This window comes from Streptomyces sp. NPDC045846 (assembly GCF_056431605.1).
In genome coordinates this window covers 369850-389062 of the sequence record NZ_JBWKKJ010000006.1, presented here as the reverse complement: position 1 = coordinate 389062, position 19213 = coordinate 369850, and the positions used below count along the sequence as shown (strand labels likewise).

19 protein-coding genes are annotated in these 19213 nt (G+C 74.5%); 13 read left to right on the top strand and 6 right to left on the bottom strand.

Annotated elements, in window-relative coordinates:
- Positions 1 to 4 precede the first annotated feature (4 nt).
- The 3 genes from AC07F3_RS19665 to AC07F3_RS19655 all read right to left on the bottom strand — a co-directional run bounded on the left by AC07F3_RS19665 (position 5) and on the right by AC07F3_RS19655 (position 3245).
- Positions 5 to 1564, bottom strand: coding sequence for a phosphatase PAP2 family protein (locus AC07F3_RS19665; RefSeq protein ID WP_479115865.1), 1560 nt, complete (start codon positions 1562 to 1564; stop codon positions 5 to 7).
- Positions 1565 to 1615: 51 nt separating this feature from the next.
- Positions 1616 to 1993, bottom strand: coding sequence for a DUF488 domain-containing protein (locus tag AC07F3_RS19660; RefSeq protein WP_479115704.1), 378 nt, complete (start codon positions 1991 to 1993; stop codon positions 1616 to 1618).
- A 127-nt stretch (positions 1994 to 2120) separates the two neighbouring features.
- Complete coding sequence (locus AC07F3_RS19655) at positions 2121 to 3245, bottom strand: ABC-2 transporter permease (RefSeq protein ID WP_479115702.1); 1125 nt, start codon at positions 3243 to 3245, stop codon at positions 2121 to 2123.
- 479 nt (positions 3246 to 3724) lie between these two features.
- On the opposite strand from AC07F3_RS19655, the gene AC07F3_RS19650 reads away from it, so the two are divergent.
- The 7 genes from AC07F3_RS19650 (at position 3725) to AC07F3_RS19620 (ending at position 8233) form a co-directional block, all read left to right on the top strand.
- Complete coding sequence (locus AC07F3_RS19650; RefSeq protein ID WP_479115700.1) at positions 3725 to 4240, top strand: DUF5709 domain-containing protein; 516 nt, start codon at positions 3725 to 3727, stop codon at positions 4238 to 4240.
- A gap of 19 nt (positions 4241 to 4259) precedes the next feature.
- Positions 4260 to 4508, top strand: coding sequence for a type B 50S ribosomal protein L31 (locus tag AC07F3_RS19645; RefSeq protein ID WP_261711650.1), 249 nt, complete (start codon positions 4260 to 4262; stop codon positions 4506 to 4508).
- Complete coding sequence (locus tag AC07F3_RS19640) at positions 4505 to 4879, top strand: hypothetical protein (RefSeq protein ID WP_479115698.1); 375 nt, start codon at positions 4505 to 4507, stop codon at positions 4877 to 4879. The genes AC07F3_RS19645 and AC07F3_RS19640 overlap by 4 nt, the downstream gene beginning before the upstream one ends.
- A gap of 359 nt (positions 4880 to 5238) precedes the next feature.
- The gene (locus tag AC07F3_RS19635; protein WP_479115697.1) at positions 5239 to 6129 is read left to right on the top strand and encodes a glycerophosphodiester phosphodiesterase; all 891 of its coding nucleotides are present in this window, start codon (positions 5239 to 5241) and stop codon (positions 6127 to 6129) included.
- Positions 6130 to 6211: 82 nt separating this feature from the next.
- The gene (gene dhaK, locus AC07F3_RS19630; protein ID WP_479115864.1) at positions 6212 to 7204 is read left to right on the top strand and encodes a dihydroxyacetone kinase subunit DhaK; all 993 of its coding nucleotides are present in this window, start codon (positions 6212 to 6214) and stop codon (positions 7202 to 7204) included.
- Positions 7205 to 7226: 22 nt separating this feature from the next.
- The gene (gene dhaL / locus AC07F3_RS19625) at positions 7227 to 7823 is read left to right on the top strand and encodes a dihydroxyacetone kinase subunit DhaL (protein WP_479115863.1); all 597 of its coding nucleotides are present in this window, start codon (positions 7227 to 7229) and stop codon (positions 7821 to 7823) included.
- Positions 7820 to 8233, top strand: a complete 414-nt coding sequence (locus tag AC07F3_RS19620; protein WP_479115695.1) for a PTS-dependent dihydroxyacetone kinase phosphotransferase subunit DhaM — start codon at positions 7820 to 7822, stop codon at positions 8231 to 8233. The genes dhaL and AC07F3_RS19620 overlap by 4 nt, the downstream gene beginning before the upstream one ends.
- 8 nt (positions 8234 to 8241) lie before the next feature.
- Here AC07F3_RS19620 and AC07F3_RS19615 read toward each other — a convergent pair whose 3' ends face one another.
- Positions 8242 to 10431, bottom strand: coding sequence for a DEAD/DEAH box helicase (locus AC07F3_RS19615; protein WP_479115693.1), 2190 nt, complete (start codon positions 10429 to 10431; stop codon positions 8242 to 8244).
- A gap of 136 nt (positions 10432 to 10567) precedes the next feature.
- Between AC07F3_RS19615 and AC07F3_RS19610 the strand changes: the two genes are divergently transcribed.
- From AC07F3_RS19610 to AC07F3_RS19590, 5 genes are all read left to right on the top strand, one after another.
- On the top strand, positions 10568 to 11359 hold the full coding sequence (locus AC07F3_RS19610; protein ID WP_479115691.1) for a PIG-L deacetylase family protein: 792 nt from the start codon (positions 10568 to 10570) through the stop codon (positions 11357 to 11359).
- 100 nt (positions 11360 to 11459) lie between these two features.
- Positions 11460 to 13481: an NADPH-dependent 2,4-dienoyl-CoA reductase gene (locus AC07F3_RS19605; RefSeq protein ID WP_479115689.1), complete on the top strand. Its 2022-nt coding sequence runs from the start codon at positions 11460 to 11462 to the stop codon at positions 13479 to 13481.
- A gap of 28 nt (positions 13482 to 13509) precedes the next feature.
- Positions 13510 to 14055: a PadR family transcriptional regulator gene (locus AC07F3_RS19600; RefSeq protein WP_479115687.1), complete on the top strand. Its 546-nt coding sequence runs from the start codon at positions 13510 to 13512 to the stop codon at positions 14053 to 14055.
- A gap of 97 nt (positions 14056 to 14152) precedes the next feature.
- A complete protein-coding gene (locus tag AC07F3_RS19595; RefSeq protein ID WP_479115685.1) occupies positions 14153 to 14587 on the top strand; it encodes a MarR family winged helix-turn-helix transcriptional regulator in 435 nt (144 codons plus the stop codon).
- A 56-nt stretch (positions 14588 to 14643) separates the two neighbouring features.
- Positions 14644 to 16629, top strand: a complete 1986-nt coding sequence (locus AC07F3_RS19590; RefSeq protein ID WP_479115683.1) for a potassium channel family protein — start codon at positions 14644 to 14646, stop codon at positions 16627 to 16629.
- A gap of 7 nt (positions 16630 to 16636) precedes the next feature.
- On the opposite strand, the gene lysA is transcribed toward AC07F3_RS19590, so the two are convergent.
- Positions 16637 to 17971 (bottom strand): diaminopimelate decarboxylase, encoded by a 1335-nt coding sequence (gene lysA, locus AC07F3_RS19585; RefSeq protein WP_479115681.1) that lies wholly within the window; start codon positions 17969 to 17971, stop codon positions 16637 to 16639.
- A 16-nt stretch (positions 17972 to 17987) separates the two neighbouring features.
- Entirely contained in the window at positions 17988 to 18368 is a 381-nt protein-coding gene (locus tag AC07F3_RS19580) for an SAV_915 family protein (RefSeq protein WP_479115679.1), read from the bottom strand.
- 311 nt (positions 18369 to 18679) lie between these two features.
- Between AC07F3_RS19580 and AC07F3_RS19575 the strand changes: the two genes are divergently transcribed.
- Positions 18680 to 19207: a universal stress protein gene (locus AC07F3_RS19575; RefSeq protein WP_479115677.1), complete on the top strand. Its 528-nt coding sequence runs from the start codon at positions 18680 to 18682 to the stop codon at positions 19205 to 19207.
- Positions 19208 to 19213: the final 6 nt, after the last annotated feature.

Below are 19213 nucleotides of genomic sequence, written 5' to 3'. Positions count from 1 at the left end.
GGATTCAGGGGGCCGTGCGGGCCCGGCTCGCGGTGGCGCCCGCGGCGATGGCGGCCGTCGCGGTGCGGGCCCGCTGGGCGAGTTCGTCCTGCGGTGCGGCCGGGCTGTAGACGACCAGCTCCCGGTCCGCCTTGTCCAGGCGCAGGCCGTCGGGCGCGGCCGCGGTCTCGCCGTCGTACGCGAGGGTGTTCACCGCGTCGAGGCCGGTGAGCCGCAGCGACCGTACGCGTTCGGCGCGGTAGACGTGCGAGCGGCGCAGCGCCCCGGCCAGCGCGGAGACGACCAGGCGGGTGCGGGCCAGGGGCAGCTCCGCGTCGACGGTGCGCACGTCCAGGAGGCCCTCGTCGAGCCGGGGCCGGTGCGAGGGGGCGAGCCCGTCGGGCTGGTAGTGGCCGTTGCCCGCGAACAGCAGCCACAGGCGCCGGGGCCGCCCGTCCATGACGAGACGCAGCGGTGCGCCGGTGCGCAGCACCCGCACGAGGGCGATGGCCCCGGCCGGCCACTTGCCGATCCGATCCTCCATGCGCTCGCGCATCCGTACCAGGTCCGGGTAGAGGCCGATGCTGAAGGTGTTGAGGAAGGCCGCGACGTCCCGCCCCGCGTCGTCACGGACGCGGGCCAGGTCGACGCGGATCGCCTCGCCGCGTTCCAGGGCGTGGACGGTGTCCTCGAAGGCGGGGACGCCCGCGTCGAGGGCGAAGTGGTTGAGGGTGCCGCCGGGGAACACCGCGAGGGCGAGCCCGGCCCGGGCGGCGCGTTCGCAGGCCGCGTTCACCGTGCCGTCGCCGCCGCACACGCCGAGTACGCCGCCGAGCTGGCCCGCCCGGGCGACCGCCTCGTCGAGCAGCGCGCCCAGGTCCTCGCCGGGCCCGAGTTCGACGATCTCGGCCTCGGGCAGCAGCAGCCGCAGGTGGTCCTGGGCGGGCAGCCGGCCCGGAACCCCCTTGCCGGAGCCCCCGTTGACGACCACGACGAGCCCCTGGCCGCGCTTGAGGGCGGGCGCGGCGGCGCGGGTGTGCAGCGGGTGCAGGGGGTGGGGCCGGGGCGGCCACCAGTAGCAGGTGACGGCGGCCGCGGCCGCGCCGAGCGCGCAGCCGGCCAGCACGTCACCGGGGTAGTGGACGCCGACGTAGACGCGGGAGAACGCCACGGCGGCGGCGACCGGGGCGATGAGCGCCCCGTACCGGGTGGACTCCAGGGCCACGCCCGTCGCGAAGGCCGCGGCCGACGCCGAGTGCCCGGAGGGGAACGAGGTGGTGTGCGGCGCCTTCGTGAGGCGCCGCACCAGCGGGACGGCGTCGATGACCGGCCGGGTGCGCCGGGTCGCGTACTTGGCCGCCGTGTTGGCGGTGAGGGAGGCCAGCGCCAAGGCGCCGATCCCGCGCCGGGCGGCCCGGCGGGCGGTGGGGCCGCCCGCGACGGAGAGCGTCGCCGCCGCGGCGAACCAGAGCCCGCCGTGGTCGGCGGCGCGGCTGAGGGCGGGCAGCACCTGCTCGGCGCCGGCCAGCCGTGCGGTCGCCACTCGCTCGAACCAGCGGCGGTCGAGTCGTGCCATCCGGGACATGGGTGCCATGCACCCTGCCTAGCCCGGCCGGCGCGGGTGCGCCCGCCGGGTTCACCCGGACGGGCGGCCCCGCTCCACGACGGAGACCAGCGTCGGCACATGGCTGTGCTCGATGTCCTTGACGGCCGTGACCAGGGTGACGGTGCCGTCCTCGACGAGGTCCCACAGCCGCTCCAGGGCCCGGGTCTGGTCGGGTCCGGCCAGTTCGGCCTCGTACCGCTTGGTGAAGTCGGCGTAGCGCCCGCGGTCCTCGTGGTACCAGCGGCGCAGTTCGGTCGAGGGGGTGAGCTCCTTGGGCCATGCGTCGACGGCCGCGCGCTCCTTGGACAGGCCCCTGGGCCACAGGCGGTCGACGAGGACGCGTACGCCGTCGGCCTTCTCGGGCGGGTCGTAGACGCGGCGCACCCGCATCGTGCGCTTTCCCGGCATGGTTGCCTCCCTGGGGTCGCCCGGCCGCACGGTCACCGGCCCCACCCTGCCAACAGGCCGTGCGTTCCGCGACCGACGACGGGGGCGGCCCCGTCGATCGGGGCCGCCCTGGTGCACCGGCGCGGTGTCAGACGCCGACGGCCTCCTCGATCTCCTCTTCCTCCTCCTCGGCCGCTTCGGCGAGGGCGGCGTCGGCCGGCGCGGCCGTGGCGGGCGCCGCCTCGACGGGGGCGGCGGCCGGGGCCCGGCGGTGTTCGACGAGACCGGCGACGGCCAGCACGGCGAGGCCGAGGACCAGCCACGCGGCGAGCACCCAGACGTTGCGGGCGAGGTCGTGGCCGCCGAAGTAGACCAGGTCGCGGATGCCCTCGACGAGGCCCGCGCCGTTCCAGAAGGCGTGCAGGCCGCCGAAGAAGCCGTTCTGGAGCTCGGGGCGGAACAGGCCGCCGGAGCTCGTGAAGTTGAGCATCACGAAGAGCACCATCACGGCGAGCGTGGTCCAGCGCTTGAGGAAGGTGTGGAGCCCGACGCCGAGGAAGAGGATGCCCGCCGAGTACAGCCAGGACATCGCCCACACCCCCCACAGGCCGTGGTCGACGAGGTGGAACAGCGGTCCCGCGAAGGCCGCGCCGATCACCGAGACCGCGAGGGACACCCCGGCCACCAGCACCGCCCGCAGCTTCAGCGAGAGCCCGGCGCCGGCCGCGCCGAGGGCGGCGACGGAGGCGTACGAGCCGATGCTCACGGCGATGAGCAGGAAGAAGATGCCCGATCCGGTCGGGTCGCCGGAGACGGGCGGCACGACGTCGGTGATCTTCAGGGGGACGCCCTGGGCCCCGGCCACCGGGGTGAAGACCTTCTCGACGGCGGTGGCGCTCATGTCGGAGCCCGCCGAGGCGACGATGAGCTCGGGGGCCTTCGCGCTGAGGACGTAGGCGCCCGTGATGTCGCGGTGCTTGAGCTGGTCGACGGCGGTGGCGCGGTCGGCGACCGTGCGCACGTCGAGCCTGTCGCCCGCCGTGTCCTTCACGGTCTGCGCGAACACCTTGGCCTCCGGGCCCGCCCCGACGACCGCGACCGGCAGGTGGTGCGGCTCGGGGGTGGCGAAGGCCCCCAGGTAGGCGAGTCCCATGCCGAGGCACATCAGCAGCGGGGTGATCAGGTGCGTGAGGACGTGCCGCAGCGCGGGGTTCGACGGCGCCTTGCGCACGTCGAGGGGCGCGACGCGGGCGGCCTTGTGGCCTCCGGACATGACAGACCCTTCTGACCGGGCCGCGGCCGACGCGGCCACGACACCGATGGTTGGCTTTTACAACTTCTATGAGTTGTACTCTACAAGCATTTCTCGGAGGGCGCCACCGCGGTGGCGGGCGGCACCCCGCCGGGGTCGGATGGAGCCACGGGATCATCCGGACGCACGGTGGTGAGCCGAACCGGCGGCCCACGCCGCCGTCATGGCGACCGTGGTCGCCTCCATCGGGCTGCGCCTGACCGGGCACCAGAACGCTCTCCCGGGTCTGGCTCCTCGAACGCGAAGCCCGCCTCAGGAAGGCGGCCGGGCAGCGCGCTGGGCGGCGGCGCTCAGGCGTGACGGGGCCCTTGGCGGCCCGGTGGTCACCCGGGTGGCTCGCGTGCGGTGGTGGCCGGGTGGCTCGCGAGCCGAGACTGGTGGCGGCTGCCGGATCGGACCGCGCGGCGTGCAAGCCACTGGTCGCAACCCAGGAGGTAGCCGTGGTCGACAGTGAGGCGTGGGGAGACGATGTCTACCAGCCCGACGGCTCCGAGGTGCAGGACGACGAGGGCATCCTGAGCACCGAGGACACCCTCGACGACGGTCCGGCGGAGCCCCTCGACGCCGGGTACTCGCCGCCGGAGCGGCCGTGGGCCGTGGAGCGCCCCGGGGTGACCGCCGCCGAACGCCTGCACGGCGAGAGCCTGGAGCGGCGCCTGGCCGACGAGGTCCCCGAGGTGGCCGTGGCCGACGGCGACGGCATGGGCGACACCTGGGACACCGACGGCGAGCCGCGCGACAACGAGGTCGGCGGCGCCCGCGCCGGGCGTCTGGTGGCCCCCGACGAGGGCGCGCACCCGGACGACGAGACCCGGATGCTCGCCACGGATGTGGGCATCGACGGGGCCGCGTCGTCGGCGGAGGAGGCGGCCGTGCACATCGTCGACGAGGACGACCTCGACCGCCTCGACGGCTTCCAGGACCCCGCCCCCACCGAGCCGGACGAAACCCGCTGATCCCCACCCCGGAGTCCTCATGCAGCGTGACAAGCAGCCCCCGTACCAGCCCGTCGTCTTCCGTGACCGGGCGGCCGGGTTCGCCTTCCTGACCCGGTCGACCGCGACCAGCGAGGAGACCATCGACTGGGACGACGGGAACACCTACCCGGTGATCGACGTGGAGATCTCCGCGGAGAGCCATCCCTTCTACACCGGCAAGGCCCGCACCGTGGACACCGAGGGGCGGATCGCCCGCTTCGAGCGGCGCTACGAGGGCAAGGAATGACCCCGAAACGGCTTCTGCCCGTCTCGCTGATGCTGGTGAGCGCGCTCACCGTGCCGACGGCCGCCGCGGCCGCCCACCACCGGAGCGCCGGGCCGACGCTCCATGTGCGCACCACCAGGTGGCAGTCGGGCAGCACGTACTACGTCGACGGCGTCGCCTGGACCCCGCGCTCCGTCGTGCGCACCTACGTGGAGGGCTGGCACACGGCGCCGCGCACCCGCCAGTGGAGCCACGACACGGCCGACGCGCGCGGCAACGTCTCCTTCCAGTACTACGTCCCGTACGACCCGGACGAACACGGTCCGCTCCGCCTGCGCATGGTGGACGCCGCGACGGGCCGCCGGGACGAGAGGACGATCCCGCTCCCGTAGCGGACCGCGGCACCTGCCGCAGCCCCCGCCGCCGCGCTCCCGGTTGTCGTCAACCTCCTTGGCCGACAGCCCAGTTGGCGGCCGCACGGCCGGACCGGAACGGGGGCTCCAGCTCGCCGACGCGCGCATCGTCCGAGCGGGCACCAGGGGCCGGGAGTGCGGCCTTGCGCGGCCGCCTCCCCTCCCCTCGGCGGGCGCCCGCTCATGTGCTCGCCCTTGGGCCTCCTGGCCGAACGCGGGCCACCCGCAGCGGCGAACCCGCCCGGCATCTTGGCCGCCGCCTGCCCGCAACGCCGCAGCCGGCCGCGGCGGGCTGGCACCCTCGGCGCACGTTGATCCGTGCCGTCGTGAGGAATGCCATGCGCCACCGCACCGCTGTGTCCACCGTCGTCAGCGCGCTCTGCGGGGTCCTCGCGCTCGCCCTGCCCGCCCCTGCCTCGGCGGCCGGACCGGCCGGGCCCGTCATCGTGTTCGGCCACCGGGGCGCCTCGGCCTACGCCCCGGAGAACACCCTCAGCTCCGTCCGGCGGGCCGCCGACCTCGGCGTCCGATGGGTGGAGAACGACGTCCAGCGCACCCGCGACGGCGCGCTCGTGGTCGTCCACGACACCACGCTGGCGCGCACCACCGACGCCAAGCGGCGCTACCCCAAGCGGGCTCCCTGGGCGGTCGGTTCGTTCACCCTCGCCGAGATCAAGAAGCTGGACGCGGGCAGCTGGTTCAACCCGCGCTTCCGGGGCGAACGCATCCCCACCCTGCGGGAGTACCTGGGCCTGCTCGACCACACCGGCCAGGGGCTCCTGCTCGAACTGAAGCAGCCCGAGCTGTATCCCGGCGTCGAGCGCCAGACCCTGGACACGCTGGGCCGGTCCGGCTGGCTCGACCCCGCCCACCTCGCCCGGCGCCTGGTCGTGCAGAGCTTCAGCGCCCCCGCGCTGCGTACCACGCACCGCCTGCGCCCCTCGGTGCACACCGGCTTCCTCGGCAACCCGCCCGTCTCCCAGCTCAAGCGGTACGCCGCCTTCAGCGACGAGATCAACGCCGAGCAGCACACGGTGACTTCGGCGTACGTCAAGGCCGTGCACGCGCTCAAGGGCCCGCACCGGGCGGGCCTGCGGCTCAACACCTGGACCGTCGACAGCGCGAGCGCCGCCACCCGGCTGGTGGGCCTCGGCGTGGACGGCATCATCACCAACCGGCCGGACGTGATCGAGAAGGCGCTGCGCCCCCGCGCGTCACAGTCCGCATGACCGCACGCCGACCGCCCGGGCCACGGGGCGTCGCGTGATACTGGGGCCGTCACACTCCGCACGCCTCGCCCTGGAGGTCATGGTGAACATGCTCATCAACGTGCCCGAGACCGTCGTAGCGGACGCGCTGCGCGGCATCGCCGCCGCGCATCCCTCGCTCACGGTCGACGTCGACAACCGGGTGGTCGTCCGGCGTGACGCTCCGGTGGCCGGGACGGTGGGCCTCGTATCGGGCGGTGGCTCGGGGCACGAGCCGTTGCACGCGGGGTTCGTCGGGCCCGGGATGCTGTCGGCGGCCTGCCCCGGTGAGGTGTTCACCTCGCCGGTGCCGGACCAGATGGTGCGGGCGGCGGCGGCCGTGGACGGCGGCGCCGGAGTGCTGTTCGTCGTCAAGAACTACACCGGGGACGTGCTCAACTTCGACATGGCGGCGGAGCTCGCCGAGGACGAGGGCGTGCGGATCGCCAAGGTCCTGGTCGACGACGACGTCGCGGTGACCGACAGCCTCTACACCGCGGGGCGGCGCGGCACCGGCGCGACGCTGTTCGTCGAGAAGATCGCGGGCGCGGCCGCAGCGGAGGGCGCGCCGCTGGAGCGGGTGGAGGCGATCGCCCGCCAGGTGAACGAGGCCTCGCGCAGCTTCGGGGTGGCCCTGACGGCCTGCGCGACGCCCGCCAAGGGCAGCCCGACCTTCGAACTTCCTGCGGGCGAGCTGGAGTTGGGGGTGGGCATCCATGGCGAACCGGGCCGCGAACGGCGGGCCATGATGACCGCCCGGGAGATCGCCGACTACGCAGTGCACGTGGTCCTGGAGGACCTGCGGCCCACCAGCCCCGTCCTGCTCCTGGTCAACGGGATGGGGGCCACTCCCCTGCTCGAACTGTACGGATTCAACGCCGAGGTGCACCGGGTGCTCGCCGAGCGGGGTGTTCCGGTGGCCCGTACGCTCGTGGGGAACTATGTGACCTCGCTGGACATGGCGGGCTGTTCGGTGACGCTGTGTCAGGTCGACGAGGAGCTGCTGCGGTTGTGGGACGCCCCGGTCGACACGCCCGCGCTGCGGTGGGGTCGCTGAACCGATGCCTGAGGGAGAGCTCGTGCTCGACGCCGCGTTCATGTGTCGCTGGATGTCCGCCACCGCCGCCGCGGTGGACCGGGAGGCGGCTCGGCTGACCGATCTCGATTCCGCGATCGGCGACGCCGACCACGGAGCCAATCTGCAGCGCGGCTTCACCGCCGTGACCGCCGTCCTGGACGAGGAGGCCCCGGACACCCCGGGGGCCGTACTCGCCCTCGCCGGGCGGCAGTTGATCTCCACGGTCGGGGGCGCTTCGGGGCCGCTGTACGGGACGCTGCTGCGGCGTACGGGCAAGGCGCTCGGAGACGCGGACGAGGTCAGCCGGGAGCAGCTGGCCGAGGCGCTGGGCGCCGGGGTCGCGGCCGTGGCCCAGCTGGGCGGGGCGGCGGCCGGGGACAAGACGATGCTGGACGCGCTGCTGCCCGCGGTCGAGGCGCTCGGCGAGTCCTTCGGGGCGGCGGCCGAGGCGGCCGGGGCCGGGGCGCTCGCGACCGTGCCGCTGCGCGCCCGCAAGGGGCGGGCCAGCTATCTCGGCGAGCGGTCCGAGGGCCACCAGGATCCGGGGGCGACGTCGTCGGCGCTGCTGATCGGGGCGCTTGCGGAGGCGGCCGCGTGAGCGGCGCGGGGCCGCTGGTCGGGGTGGTGCTCGTCTCGCACAGCGCGGCGGTCGCGGCCGCCGTCGCCGAGCTGGCCGAGGGTCTTGCGGGCGGTGGCGCCACCGCCCCCGTCGCACCGGCGGGCGGGCTGCCCGGCGGGGGCCTGGGCACCAGCGAGGAACGCATCGTGCGGGCGGCCGAATCGGTGGACCGGGGCGCGGGCGTGGCCGTCCTGGTGGACCTGGGCAGCGCCGTCCTCACCGTCAAGGCCCTGCTGGCCGAAGGCGACGAACTCCCGCCGGGCACACGGCTGTTGGACGCCCCGTTCGTGGAGGGCGCGGTGGCGGCGGTCGTCAGCGCGTCGGCGGGCGCGGACCTGGACGCGGTGGAGGCGGCGGCGTCGGAGGCGTACGGCTACCGGAAGGTGTGAGCGGCGGGCTACCGCGCGAGGGGAGGGGCGGGCGGGACCGTCCTCGGCACTCCGAGGCGTTCCTGCTCCTCCTCGACGATGCGGCGGGCGATCTCGGTGTCCGAGACGTCGACCGCGTCCGGGGTGGCCTCCGCGACCGCGCTGCGCCGGGCATACGCGTCGAACAGGCGCGTCTTGTTCTCCAGCATCCGCACCATGCGCTCGTCCACGCCGCCGGTGGCGAGCAGCCGGTGCACCCGCACCGGCCTGACCTGGCCCATGCGGTGGGCCCGGGCGACCGCCTGGTGCTCGATGGTCGGCTTGATCTGGGGCTCGCAGATCACGACGACGGACGCCGCCTGCATGTTGAGGCCGACGCCCGCCGCCTGGATCTGGGCGAGCAGCACGGCGGGACCGGACACGGCCGCGAAGTCGTCGACGAGCTGCTGCCGCCGCCCGGCCGGAACGGCGCCCGTGAGCGGGCCGAACAGCGGGATGCGCTCGGCCGGCAGGGCGGCGAGCGCGTCGCCCGCCACCGCGAGCACGTCCTTGAAGTTGGAGAAGACGACCGTCTTCTGCCCGTTCTCGCCCGCCTCGTGGACGATCTCCAGGAGCCGTCCGAGCTTGGCCGACCCGGCGGGAGCCAGGTAGGCGGCCCGGCGCATCGCCATGAAGTTGCCGGCCCGCACGGCCTCGCGGTAGGCCTCTTCGTCGGATGCGCTCAACTGCTCCCATTCGTCGGTCTGTTGGAGGCTGGGGAGTTCCGTCAGGACGTCTTCCTGGTTGCGCCGCAGATAGACCGGGGCGACGGCCCTGCGGAAGGCGACCGAGCCGGCCAGGGCGTCCCGCTCCGCCAGGGAGTCGGCGAGCCCACGGTCCAGCATCGCCACCAGGTTGCCGAACTCGGCGACCCGGTTCTCCATCGGGGTGCCGGTCATGAAGAGGGCACGCTCGCAGCGCTCCGCCCAGAGCGCGACCGCCTGTGACCGCTTGGCGCGCGGGTTCTTCACGAAGTGCGCTTCGTCCACCACGAGGATCCCCACCTCCCCGCCGCCCGGCGCCGGGAAGCCGCGCAGCGCGTCGAAGGTGGTCACCCCCACCCCGCCCCGGCCCTTCCAGTCGGCGAACGCCTCGTGCCGGTCGGGGCCGTGCAGCAGGGTGGCGCGCAGGGCGCTGCGGGCCTCGATCTCCCGCGTCCAGTTCACCAGGACGCTCGCGGGACACACGACCATGAAGTGGCTCTGGCCCTCGGCGGCCAGGTGCGCCAGCACGGATATCGCCTGGATGGTCTTGCCCAGGCCCATCTCGTCGCCGAGGACCACCTTGCGCTGGGCGAGCGCGAACCGAGCCCCGAACGCCTGGTAGCCGCGCAGGGAGACCTTGCGGTGCGTGTCGTCGAGGTGCTGGGCGCGGACCCGTTCGGCGATCTCGTCGGGCAGGAAGCCCTCGGCCGCGGCCGCGTCGGGGACCCGGCCGGAGATCTCGGCGAGCAGGCTGTAGTACTCGGCGGAGCGGAGCTCGAAGTCGACCCAGGCGGCGACGTCGCGCGCAGGCCCGCGCAGCAGGTCCACCGAGGCCTGCGCGAGCAGCCCGGGCACGCCCGCCTGCTCGGCCTCGTCCGCCAGCGACCGGATCTCGGCGACGGCCGCCAGCGCGCGGGCCCTCTTGTCCTGGCCGGCCAGGAGCATCCGCAGCCGTCCGGCGGCGGGCCGGGCGTCAAAGAGCAGCGGGCCGAGCCGTGTGGACAGCCCGGTCGCTGCGTCGACCGCGCGGCGGGCGTCCGGACCGGCCTCGACCAGGACGTGCAGCGCCTGGACGAGGGCGGTGGTGGCGGGCTCGGGCCGGTCCACGTCGATGTGGACGGCGACGGTGTCGTGCGCGGCCTCGGACAGGCGTCCGGCGGCGGCGAGGATCTGGGTGACGGTGTGCTGGCCGACCCCGGGGATCTGCCGCAGCCGGTAGGGCCCCGCCCGCAGCACCTCACCCACCGTCGCCAGCCCGCTCTTCTCGACGCTCCCCAGGCGCAGCCGCCCCTCGGTGACCTCGTGCAGCCTGGCCACGGGAATGGCCTGGAGTTCCCGCTCGACCTCCGCGTCATGGATCGGCTTGAGGGCCGCGCGCACCGCCTCGACGGCCCTGCTGTGGTCGTCGGTCACCGAACGCGCCGCCGCGTCCAGCGCCGTTCCCCGCGCGACCACATCCCGCTCGATCCGCCCCACGCGCCCCGCCCCTCTCTCTACGTCCCGGCATCCTCCCACTGCCCGGCGGCACCACGGTTCCCGAGGGTTGTGGCCGGGGGGTCGCGGCCTTCTCGTCCGGCTGTCGCGCCCGCCCGGGCGGAGCCATCATGAGGGCATGAGTGCCTTCAACGATGTCGGTGGGAGCGGCGGGCCCTCGCTCTCCCCGCTGCCGGAGGACTGGGGACGGGCTCTGGCGGTGGTGGCGCACCCGGACGACATCGAGTACGGCACGGCGTCGGCGGTCGCCCGCTGGACCGCGCAGGGCAAGCAGGTGGCCTATCTGCTGGCGACGCGCGGGGAGGCGGGGATCGACGGCGTGCCGCCGGACCGGGCGGCGCCGCTGCGCGAGGCCGAGGAGCGGGCCGGGGCGCGCGAGGTCGGGGTCACGGACGTGGAGTTCCTCGGGCATCGCGACGGGGTCGTCGAGTACGGGCTCGCCCTGCGGCGCGACATCGCGCGGGCCGTCCGCCGGTTCCGGCCGGAGGTGATCGTGTCGGGGGCCTACACGGTGCGGATGACCGGCGGGCTCGTCAATCAGGCCGACCACCGCGCGGTCGGGCTCGCGGCGCTGGACGCGGCGCGCGACGCCGGGAACCGCTGGATCTTCCCCGAGCTGACCGAGGAGGGGCTCGAGCCGTGGACCGGGGTGCGGTTCGTGGCGTTCGCCGGGGCCGAGCGGCCCACGCACGGGGTCGAGGTGACCGGCACCCCGCTGGAGCGCGGCATCGCGTCCCTGGCGGCGCACGCCGAGTACACCAAGGGACTCGGCGCCGACGCGGACGTCTTCGCCCCGCGGCCCTTCCTGACCTGGCTCGCGCGGGCGGCGGGCCCGGCCATCGGGGTGGAGGCCGCCGTGCTCTTCGACGTCCACCAGCTCGCCCCCGAGGGTCCGCCGCCCTGGGTGTGAGAGCGGGATCACGCCCCCTCAGCGTTATGCAACTTGTTGCATAAGCGGGGTCCGCTGGTCTACAACTGGAGGCGACGACACCCCACCCGGAGGCGCTCCCATGACCGCGTACCCCCATCTGCTGAGCCCCCTCGACCTCGGGTTCACCACGCTGCCCAACCGGGTGCTGATGGGCTCGATGCACATCGGGCTGGAAGAGGCCGAGAACGGCTTCGAGCGGATGGCCGCGTTCTACGCCGAGCGGGCCCGCGGCGGCGTCGGCCTCATGGTCACCGGCGGCATCGCGCCCAACGACGCGGGCCGTCCCTACCCCGGCGGCGCCAAGCTCACCACCGAGGCGGAGGCCGCCCAGCACCGCACGGTCACCGACGCGGTGCACCGCGAGGGCGGCCGGATCGCGATGCAGATCCTGCACTTCGGCCGGTACGCCTACCACGAGGACCTGGTCGCGCCGAGCCCGCTCCAGGCGCCGATCAGCCCGTTCGTACCGAATGAGCTGAGCGACGAGCAGGTCGAGCAGACCGTCGAGGACTTCGTGCGGGCGGCCGAGCTCGCGAAGTCGGCGGGTTACGACGGCGTCGAGATCATGGGCTCCGAGGGCTACCTCATCAACGAGTTCGTCGCGGGCGCCACCAACCGGCGCACCGACCGCTGGGGCGGCTCCTACGAGAACCGGATGCGCTTCCCGGTCGAGATCGTGCGCCGCACGCGCGAGCGGCTCGGCACCGACTTCATCATCATCTACCGGCTCTCCATGCTGGACCTGGTCCCGGGCGGCTCGACGCTGGCCGAGGTCACCACCCTCGCGCAGGCCATCGAGGCGGCCGGGGCGACGCTCATCAACACCGGCATCGGCTGGCACGAGGCGCGCATCCCGACGATCGCGACCTCGGTGCCCCGCGGCGCGTACACCTGGGTGACGAAGAAGCTCATGGGGTCGGTGTCGATCCCGCTGATCACCAGCAACCGCATCAACACCCCTGAAGTGGCCGAGCAGTTGCTCGCCGAGGGGCGGGCGGACATGGTGTCGATGGCGCGCCCCTTCCTCGCCGACCCCGAGTTCGTCGCCAAGGCGGGCGCGGGCCGCGCCGAGACCATCAACACCTGCATCGGCTGCAACCAGGCCTGCCTGGACCACACCTTCAGCGGCAGGATCACCTCCTGCCTGGTCAACCCGCGCGCCTGCCACGAGACCGAGCTGGTCCTGTCCCCCACCAAGCTGCGCAAGCGCCTCGCCGTGGTCGGCGCGGGCCCCGCCGGGCTCGCCTTCGCCGTCTCGGCGGCCGGGCGCGGGCACGCGGTCACCCTCTTCGACGCCGCCGACCGGATCGGTGGCCAGCTCAACATCGCCAAGCGGGTGCCGGGCAAGGAGGAGTTCGACGAGACGCTGCGCTACTTCCGTACGCAGCTCGAACTGCACGGCGTGGACGTCAGGCTGAACACCGCGGTGAGCGCGGGCGACCTGGGCGACGGCTCGTACGACGAGATCGTCATCGCGACCGGTGTCACCCCGCGCACCCCCGAGATCCCGGGCTCGGACCACCCGAGCGTGCTGACCTACCTCGACGTGCTGCGGGACGGCGCGCCGGTCGGCGAGCGGGTCGCGATCGTCGGCGCGGGCGGCATCGGCTTCGACATCGCGGAGTTTCTCACCGACGGCGGCGACGCGGCGAGCCTGGACCCCGAGACGTACTTCCGGCAGTGGGGCGTCGACACCGCCTACGGCGAGCGCGGCGGGCTGCGCAGGGCGGAGCGGCCCAAGCCGCCGCGCCAGGTGCACCTGCTCCAGCGCAAGACGTCGAAGGTGGGCGCCGGGCTCGGCAAGACGACCGGCTGGATCCACCGCACCGAGCTCAAGCACCGCGGCGTGACCATGGTCCCGGGCGTGCGCTACGACCGGATCGACGACGAGGGCCTGCACATCACCGTGGACGGCGAGTCCTCGGTGCTGCCCGTCGACACGGTGGTGCTGTGCGCGGGGCAGGAGTCGCGGCGCGGCCTGTACGAGGAGCTGGCCGCGGCCGGGGCCACCGTGCACCTCATCGGCGGCGCGGACGTGGCCGCCGAACTGGACGCCAAGCGCGCCATCGACCAGGGCACCCGGCTGGCCGCGACGGTCTGAGCCGGCCGGGCGAACCTAGGATGCGCTCATGTCCCTCCCGCACGCGATCCTGACCGCCCTGCTCGAAAAGCCCTCCTCGGGGCTCGAACTGACCCGCCGCTTCGACAAGTCGATCGGCTACTTCTGGTCGGCCACGCACCAGCAGATCTACCGCGAGCTGGGGCGTCTTGAGCAGTCCGGGTTCATCCGGGCGCTGCCCACGGCCGCCCCCGCCCGCGGCCAGAAGAAGGAGTACGAGGTGCTGCCCGCGGGCCGCGCCGAGCTCGCCGCGTGGGCGGCGGCGGGCCAGGACCCCAAGCCCATGCGGGACCCCCTGCTGCTGCGGATGCGGGCGGCGGCGGTGATCGGCACGGGCGGGCTGCGGGCCGAGCTGGAGCGTCATCTCGCCCTGCATCGCGCCCAGTTGGAGACGTACCACGGGATCGAGTCGAAGGACTTCCCGCCGGAGCGGGACAGCGAGCAGGACCGGCTGCGCCATCTGGTCCTGCGGGGCGGCATCGAGCTGGAGACGTTCTGGATCGGCTGGCTGAGCGAGGCGCTCGACACCCTGGGCGAAGAGCCGCCGAAGGGCTGAGACGCGGGCACGCCCCGGCGTGGCGTTCCGCGCATCCTCGGCTACGTTGTATTCTACAACTGATCACCAGGAGAGACCGAGAGGAAGGGGATCAGTCGTGCTCAGCCGAGACCAGTCGGTCGTCACCATCCAGCGTGAGCTGACCGCGTTCGCCCGGCGCGCCCGGGCCGCCGCCGCCCGGATGCACCCGGAGCTCTCGCTCGTCTCGTTCACCCTGCTCTCCCACCTGGAGGACCAGCAGGGCTGCCGGGCGACCGATCTCGCCGCCTACTACATGCTCGACAAATCGACGATCAGCCGCCAGATCGCCGGTCTGGAGAAGCTCGGCTTCGTGGAGCGCGTCAGCGACCCAGACGACCACCGCATCCAGGTGCTCCGGCTCACCCCAGCGGGCACCGCGAAGCTCGCCGAGGCGGCCGAGCTGCGCCGCCAGGCCTTCCACGACCGGCTCGCCGACTGGGCCCCGGAGGACCTCGACCGGTTCGCCGAGTACCTCCTGCGCTACAACAGCCTGGCCGACAGCGGCAATTGAGCTGCGCGGAGCCCGCCGGACCCCAGGCCCGTCGACGGGGCGCCGCACCATGAGGCATGGTCTGGGATGTGCCTTCACTTCCTCAACAGCCGCTCCCGTCCCAGCAGTGGGCCGGGCCTCCCGTCGGACACATGATCGTCAGCGGGGACGGTGCCCTCGCGCACCGGCTCGCCGGTGAACTGCGCGACGTGTACGGGGAGCGCGTGGTGCTCGTCGTACCGCCGGAGCACCAGACCCGCTCGGACCGGCTCCCCGCGAGCGGCCGGGCCAGGGCCTCGGCACTGTTCGGCCGCATGTCGTCCGTGATGCTGCGCACCCCCCTCTCCGGGGAGGGAGGGGCGGGCGAGGCCCGGCTCGTCGAGGCCGTGGAGCCCAGCGACGTCGCACTGGTGGAGGCCGGGGTGGAGCAGGCCGCGGCCCTCGCGCTGGTGCACCGGGACGACGAGACGAACATCCGGGCGGCGCTGATCGCCCGGCGCCTCAATCCGCGCGTCCGGCTCGTCATCCGCCTCTACAACCGCAAACTCGGCCAGTACCTCCAGGAGTTGCTCGACCAGGCCGCCGCACTCGCGGCGCCGGACCCCGCCGCGCCCGCGTCCGAGGCGTCCACCACCGTCCTGTCCGACGCGGACACCGCGGCGCCCGCGCTGGCCGCGACCGCCATCGCGGGCACCAGCAAGGTCGTGCACGCCGACGGGGTGCTGCTGCGCGCGGGGCAGCGTCCGCCGCCGCGCCCGGGCGAGGTCGCCGACCCCGGGCTGTGCACGCTGGCCCTCCTGTCGTCGACCACCAACGACCCGGCGGGCGCGGAGGGTTCGGACCGCAGCGGCTCGGAAGGGCCCCGGCTGCTGCCGGACGAGCGGTCGATGGACGAGGCCGACCGGCGCGGCCGGGTCGTCCTGGAGACCGTGACCTACACCGGCCCCCCGCGGCAGCCGGGCCGCATCACCGATCTCGGCGCCCCGCTGGGCCGGCTGTTCTCGCGGCGGCTGCGCTGGTCGCTCGCCGGGATCGTCGCCTCGGTGTTCGCCCTCGCCATCGCGACCTGGCTGACCACCGGCGACGACCCGTTGCACGCCGCCTATCTGACCCTGCTCGACATCTTCGCCATCGACGACCCGGCCATCGACCAGCCGGTGGGCCGCCAGATCCTTCAACTGCTGTCCGGGCTCACCGGGTTGCTGCTCCTGCCCGTCCTGATCGCCGCCGTCCTGGAAGGCCTCGGCACCTTCCGCAGCGCCTCCGCGCTGCCCCGCCCCTCCCGCGGGCTCTCCGGCCACGTGGTGCTGCTCGGCATGGGCAAGATCGGGGCCCGGGTGCTGGTGCGGCTGCGCGAGCTCGACATCCCCGTCGTGTGCGTGGAGGCCGACCCGGAGGCCCGCGGCATAGCGCTGGCCCGGCGCCTGCGGGTGCCCACCGTCATCGGCGACGTCACCCAGGAGGGCCTGCTGGAGTCGGCCCGGATCCACCGGGCGCACGCCCTGCTCGCGCTGACCAGTTCGGACACCACCAACCTCGAAGCGGCCCTGTACGCCCGCTCGGTGAAGCCCGACCTGCGGGTGGTGATGCGGCTGTACGACGACGACTTCGCGACCGCGGTCTACCGCACCCTGCGCGCCGCCCACCCGCAGGCGCTCACCCGCAGCCGCAGCGTCTCGCACCTGGCGGCGCCCGCCTTCGCCGGGGCGATGATGGGCCGTCAGATCCTGGGCGCCATACCGGTGGAGCGCAAGGTGCTGCTGTTCGCGGCCATCGACGTGGCGGGCCATCCGCAGCTGGAGGGCCGCACCGTCGAGGAGGCGTTCCGCGAGGGCGCCTGGCGGGTCCTCGCGCTCGACACCTCCTCGCCGGCCGACCGCGTCCCCGACCTGGGCGCCGCCCGCCGCCGGGGCGGGGGCGCACCGGGGGACCTGGTGTGGCGGCTTCCCCCCGGCTACGTCCTGCGGCCCGAGGACCGGGTCGTGCTGGCCGCGACCCGGCGGGGACTTGCCGAACTCCTCGGGCGGCGCCCCGCCTCCCGGGTGGGCCGGCGCCCGCAGTGAGGCCCGCTCACAGCCCCACGTCGCGGCTGCGGAAGTCGTCGAGGGACTCGCGGCGCACCAGCAGCCGCGCGTGCCCGGCGGCGACCGCGACCACCGGCGGGCGGCCCACCAGGTTGTAGCCCGACGCCATGGACAGCTGGTAGGCGCCCGCCACCGGCACGGCGAGCAGGTCGCCGGGGTGGATGTCGCCGGGCAGGTCCACCGCGGCGGCCAGGACGTCGCCCGCCTCGCAGTGCCGCCCGACCACGGTCGCCCGGCAGGACCCGGCGGTCGAGGCCCGTCCGATGAGGCGGGGCGCGTACCGCACGCCGTACAGCGCGGGGCGCGGGTTGTCGCTCATGCCGCCGTCGACGGCGACGAAGAGCTGGTCGCCGGTCCGTTTGACGGCGAGCACCCGGTAGAGGGCGACGCCCGCCGGGCCCACCACGGCGCGCCCCGGTTCGACGAGCAGCCGGGGCACCACGAGCCCGGCCGCCGCGCAGCTCTCGATGAGTTCGGCGCGCATCCGGCGGGCCAGCGCCGTGATGTCGAGCGCGTCCTCGCCGGGACGGTAGGCGACGCCGTGGCCGCCGCCCATGTCGAGCTCGGGCAGCACCACGCCGTGGGTGTCGCGGACGCGCGCCATCAGGCCGACCATGCGGCGCACGGCCGAAAGGTAGGGCTTGACGGTGGTGATCTGCGAGCCCAGGTGACAGTGCAGGCCGGTCAGTTCGAGCTGCGGTTGGTCGAGGATGCGGGCGATGGCGTGCTGGGCGTGGCCGTCGGTGAGGGACAGACCGAACTTCTGGTCGTCGGTGCCGGTACGGATCTTGTCGTGGCCGCCCGCGCTGATCCCCGGCACCACCCGGACCATCACCTTCTGGTGGCCGTGCGGCCCGACGGCCGCGGCGAGCCGGGCGATCTCGGAGGGGCTGTCGATGACGATGCGCCCGACCCCGAGGCGCAGCGCGGCCTCGATGTCGTGCGGCGACTTGGCGTTGCCGTGCAGCACGATCCGTTCGGCCGGGAATCCGGCGGTGACGGCGAGTTCGAGCTCGCCCGCCGAGCAGACGTCGAGCCCGAGGCCCTCCTCGTCGACCCAGTGGGCCAGGGCGCGACACAGGAACGCCTTGGCGGCGTAGAGCACTTCGGCCTCGGGAAAGGCGCTGCGGTAGGTGCGGCAGCGCTCGCGCACCTCGCCCTCGTCGAGGACGTAGACCGGCGTGCCGAAGCGTTCGGCGATCTCGCCGAGCGGGACGGCGCCCACGGCGAGGCCGCCGTGGCCGAGCCGGGCGGTGGAGGCGGGCCACACGGACAGGTCGTCGGCGGGCGTCAGGCCGGTCGGCAGATTCAGGGTGGTCATGGCTCCGTACTCCTTCTCAGCCGATCCACAGGGCGAGCGCGTCGGCGACGGCCGCGGCTCCGGTCACTCCGACGTCGCGCACCCTCCAGGGCCGGGCGGCGGCGCGGGTGACGGCGGGCGCACAGAACTGGGGGTCCACCGTGACGGCGGTGACGCCGAGCGGTTCGGTGAGCGCCCGCAGCGCGGGCTCGGCCAGCCTGATCCAGGCCTGGTCCGGGCCGAGCGTGGCCGCGAGGCGGCCCCGGGTGGTGAACGCGACGGCGGTGCGGTCGCCGAGCGGAGTGCGGAACATCCGGGCCGCGCACCCCGCGGCTCCCGGCCGGACGGGCACGAACAGCGGTCCGGCCGGGGGGTGTTCGCAGGGGTCCGGGTCGTCGTCGCGGACGGGTTGTGCCATGGGATTCCTCCTGGAGGATCCTCGCTCGGGGTGGGACGGCCCCGGCACGGGGAGGCGGGCCGGGGCACGACGGCGACGCTACGCCCGGCGGCCGCGGCCGTCCGGCGCCCTGACGCGATGCTGACGGCGGGGCGGCCGGTGCTGACGGGACGCTGACGCGACGCCGTGGCACGGCGTCATGGGCCCGTCAGGATCCCCCGCGCGACCGTCAGGAAGCCGCCAACGCGCGGCGCCGCGAGGGGTGTACGGGTTTGGCTCGTCGGGAAGGCGAAGACGGACCGGAGCGAGGAGCGGGAGCCGTGGAGGGAGTCATGGACAGGATCGGCGGGCGGCGTGTGGTGGCCGGGGTCAGCGGATCCCTCGGGAGCCTGACGGCGTTGCACCGCGCGGCGCGGGAGGCCGCGCACGGCGGGGGCACGCTGGTGGCGGTCCTCGCCTGGGCGCCGCCCGGCGGCGAGCTCGGCCACCGAGGCTCCCTCGACCCGGACCTGCTCGCGCAGTGCCGCGCGACGGCGGCCGAGCGGCTCCTGACGGCCCTGGACACCGCCTTCGGACCGGCCGGGCCGTCCGTGCCGCTGGAAGCGACGGTCGTGCGCGGCACCCCGGGTGCCGTCCTGGTGGAGGCGGCGCGGGCGGCCGAGGACCTGCTGGTCCTCGGCACCGGCCCCCGCGGCAGGCTGCGCCGCGCGCTGCGCCCCTCGGTGGCCCGCTACTGCCTGGCCCACGCCGCCTGCCCGGTGCTCGCCGTGCCGCCCTCGCCCCTGGAGCACGAGCTGGCGGCCGTGCACCGCCTCGTCGCGTGGCGACGTCCGCTGGACGCACGGGAGTTGGCGGAGTGAGCGAGA